General features: G+C 63.4%; 5 protein-coding genes. 1 reads left to right on the top strand and 4 read right to left on the bottom strand.

All coding sequences use genetic code 11. From position 1 onward, the window contains the following. Nucleotides 1–137: 137 nt before the first annotated feature. Nucleotides 138–842: a hypothetical protein gene (locus ACESNG_RS23585; protein WP_373071161.1), complete on the bottom strand. Its 705-nt coding sequence runs from the start codon at nt 840–842 to the stop codon at nt 138–140. A gap of 152 nt (nt 843–994) precedes the next feature. Further along, a complete protein-coding gene (locus ACESNG_RS23580; RefSeq protein WP_373064564.1) occupies nt 995–1,258 on the bottom strand; it encodes a hypothetical protein in 264 nt (87 codons plus the stop codon). A gap of 321 nt (nt 1,259–1,579) precedes the next feature. Between ACESNG_RS23580 and ACESNG_RS23575 the strand changes: the two genes are divergently transcribed. Next, nucleotides 1,580–1,981: a ferredoxin gene (locus tag ACESNG_RS23575; protein WP_373064580.1), complete on the top strand. Its 402-nt coding sequence runs from the start codon at nt 1,580–1,582 to the stop codon at nt 1,979–1,981. Here ACESNG_RS23575 and ACESNG_RS23570 read toward each other — a convergent pair. Together ACESNG_RS23570 and ACESNG_RS23565 are read right to left on the bottom strand one after the other, a co-directional pair. Next, entirely contained in the window at nt 1,978–3,063 is a 1,086-nt protein-coding gene (locus ACESNG_RS23570; RefSeq protein ID WP_373064566.1) for a WD40 repeat domain-containing protein, read from the bottom strand. The two genes, ACESNG_RS23575 and ACESNG_RS23570, sit on opposite strands and share 4 nt — an antisense overlap. Beyond that, nucleotides 3,048–3,210: GTP-binding protein (locus tag ACESNG_RS23565; RefSeq protein ID WP_373071163.1), on the bottom strand; the 163-nt coding region annotated here is incomplete at its 5' end. The genes ACESNG_RS23565 and ACESNG_RS23570, both read right to left, overlap by 16 nt.

Below are 3,210 nucleotides of genomic sequence, written 5' to 3'. Positions count from 1 at the left end.
GGAGCGAGTGCTGCTTGCGCCTGTGCAGTGCCCGTCGCGGTAAAGAGTGACAACGAGAGTAACGCAACCACAGCGACAAGCGCGCGGCGAGTGCACGCCAAACAAGAACGGAGAATGCTCGACATATCGGCCGTCGGCTAGCGAGAGATGCGGACCGGCGTCATACGCACGGCCAGATCCTTGTTCACACGGAGCCCTGCTACGCCAGCAGATGGTAGGACACCAGCTGGTAGTGACGCGACCTGCTGCCCGTTCACCACGAATCGGGTGGAGTCAGAAGCCACACGCACCGCGAGCGTTGCGCGGATCGCACCTTTGAGTGTGTCGAAGGGGATGGCCGGATGACGCGTCCAGTCGACGATGACGCGCATCGAATCCGCGTCGCGAACCTTGATCAGATACTGTCCACTTTCGCGAATGAGGAAGTAGCCGTACGCTTGCCTGGCTGACGTCAACGCCTGACCACCGACGAAGACGCCGTACGCATCTTTGGGCTTCGAGCGCGCGCGCTGCGTCACCGTCGCGGTCACCGTGTAGCTGCCGGACGCCGTATCACCGGCGGCATACAGGATGTGTCCAGGACCGGCCTTGATGGCGAACGACCCCTCGGTGCGGGAGTAGCGTAGCGCCGACTTGTACGCCGCCTGAGGATCGATGCGCAGGCGATACCCCGCCGGTGTGCCGGGTGCCGCATAGTTGGCGATGAACGCCGAATCGGCTTTGGGATCGCGTGACCAGACGATCGGCTTCGGCGCCGCCGTGCTCGTCGGAGCGGACTGAGCCGCCGCCGTGAGTTTCGGCGCAGCGACGAGCACGAAAAACATGAACGTAGAACGAAACACGGAACACCACACTGCCTGAGAGGACACGACTGATAATCAATTATCAACAATATCTGTTTGCGGACACCGCGCAAGGGAGCGGATGGTTCGGCCCTCGAGGCAACGTCTTCGAGCCCGGGCGTCTTCTGCGGCGGCGGATGCTCGCCGACTCTCTATCGCTCGGCGCTTCGCACAACCGCGACGTCGTCGCGCGCGACATCGGCCGGAGCCTTGTAAATCTTGAACTGTTGTGCCGCGTGGCCGGTTCGCCAGATGGCGATCACCGTCTCTACCGGCGGGCACCCTGGTTCCTGGCAACGCAACGTCGTCACCATGACGCGGTCGTTAGGCGCCAGATCGATGAGCTCCTGAACCCAGCCGCGAATGCGACTGATGCTCTCGCGCGACGCGTCAGACGGTTTGGCAAAGAGATCCATCAGCGGGACGCCGGAGCTGTGTTGAGCGTTGGCGGGGTCGCTGGTGCGACACGCGAGGATGGAACGTCAGTTCCCTGCGCCGACCCGTCGAGCAGCCGCGGGAAAACGCTGGCCGCGACGACCACCGTCGAGACGAAGAGCACGACGCCGACGATCATAGCGACGTGTTCCCTGATCCACGCGGTGTTCCCTTCGGGCTCTAGCCGTGGCATCTGATCGGACTCCGGGAAAGGGCAACTGGTGAACAACGCGGAGAAAGCGGTAGCATGAACGGTTCCGTTGCTGCTGTGTGAAAGACGAAGTCTATCCCTGTATACGATAATGCGATACTATTATCATATGACAACATGGAATCTGGAAGGAAGTCAGCGGCTGGTGCTGCTCTGTAACGGAGACACCTGTTCGCAGCGTGGTGCCGACGATGTAACGCTCGCGCTTCGACGCGCCATCACTGAAGCAGGGCTCGATCCGGTCGTGCACACGGCAAGGACACGCTGCCTGGGCCGATGCGATGACGGGTGTACAGTCGTCGTGCAGCCCGACAATGTCTGGTACCGCGAAATCACGCCCGAACTCGCCCGGCAAATCGTGGATCGCCATCTGCGCGATTCGGACCATGTCGACGCAAATGTCAGCTTCGTGCCTGGCGCCGAAGGCCTGCAGCAAGTGAGCGGTACCCGCCCGGGCGTCGAGAAACCACGCCCGGGCAAACAGCCGCGTTAACCGCGAATCACTGGCCAGCCCACCACCCAGCCTGACTGGTGGGCCGTGAATATGCGGCGTTCACGCGGATGCCAGGCGAGGCGAAGCGCCGCCGACGGGAAAAACCCAGCCGCCATGGCTTGTTTGCTGGATGCGGCGAGGTTCCACACGAGTAGCTGCCCGTCCTCGGCACACGTCGCCACCCACAGACCTTGGCGAAAGAACGCCACATCGGTCACCGCTAGTGCATGGCCGCCCAGAGACACCGGCCGCGTACCGGACGGTCCGTTGCCCGCGAAGTTCCACACCGTGCCCTGCGGACCGCCATTGGTGATCATGCGCTTGCCGTCGTCGCTCCACGACAGGCGAAGTACCTTCTGCGCGTAGCCACTCATCTCGAGATCACCCTTGGTTTTCGTCTCGAAGATGTGCACGGCTGACTCCTGCATGCCCGCCGCGAGCCATTTTCCGGTTGGTGCCCACGCGTGGCAGAGGAACGACCCTTTCCACTGCAATGCTTCCGCGACATGATCATCAGCACGATGCCAGATCATCGCCCCACTGTATCCGACCGCCGACAGGCGCTCTCCGTCGGGCAGCCACTGCAGGTCCGCCACGGTGCTTCGGAAAGGGGGTAAACGGCGCACCAGTTGCCCTTCGGAATCCCACAGTGCGACGTGGGCACCAGCGGCCGTCGCGCAGGTCCGTCCGTCGGGCGACCAGCTCACATGTTCGACCCAAGGCAGCACGCGGCGCTCTTGGATTCCCCCACCGAACGGCGCCGCCGGATGCGCGGCGATGGATTCGTCATGCCCGACTTTCCAGAAGCGGACCATCCCATCCTGACCGCCAGAGGCGAGACACTCGTTGTAGCTGGACCACCCGACACTGAGCGCGCCGAAGGCATGTGCCGGCCACGCGTGAATAACTCGTCCGAGGGAACTGTCGAGCACAGTGACCTCGCCGTCGCCTCCCGCCACGGCGAGGTACGCCCCGCTCCTACACATGGCGAGCGCGAGCGGCGCATCACCCATTTCGGTGCGCCACGTGGGTTCGATGGCCGGTCCGACGCGCGACCGGCGCGCCGTTACTCCGCCAGGCATGCGCGAAATCCGTCGTTCAATGCTTGACGATCGAGGTGACGGCCAATGAAGACCAGCTGACTCGAGCGCGGCGCGTCCCCCCACGGGCGATCAGGGCGACCGTCGAACAACATGTGCACCCCCTGAAAGACGAACCGGGCATTCTCT

The organism is Gemmatimonas sp. (assembly GCF_041689975.1).
In the GTDB taxonomy this organism is placed as follows: Bacteria; Gemmatimonadota; Gemmatimonadetes; order Gemmatimonadales; family Gemmatimonadaceae; genus Gemmatimonas.
The sequence above is the reverse complement of the archived record's forward strand: the minus strand, read 5'-3'. Positions and strand labels throughout refer to the sequence as shown.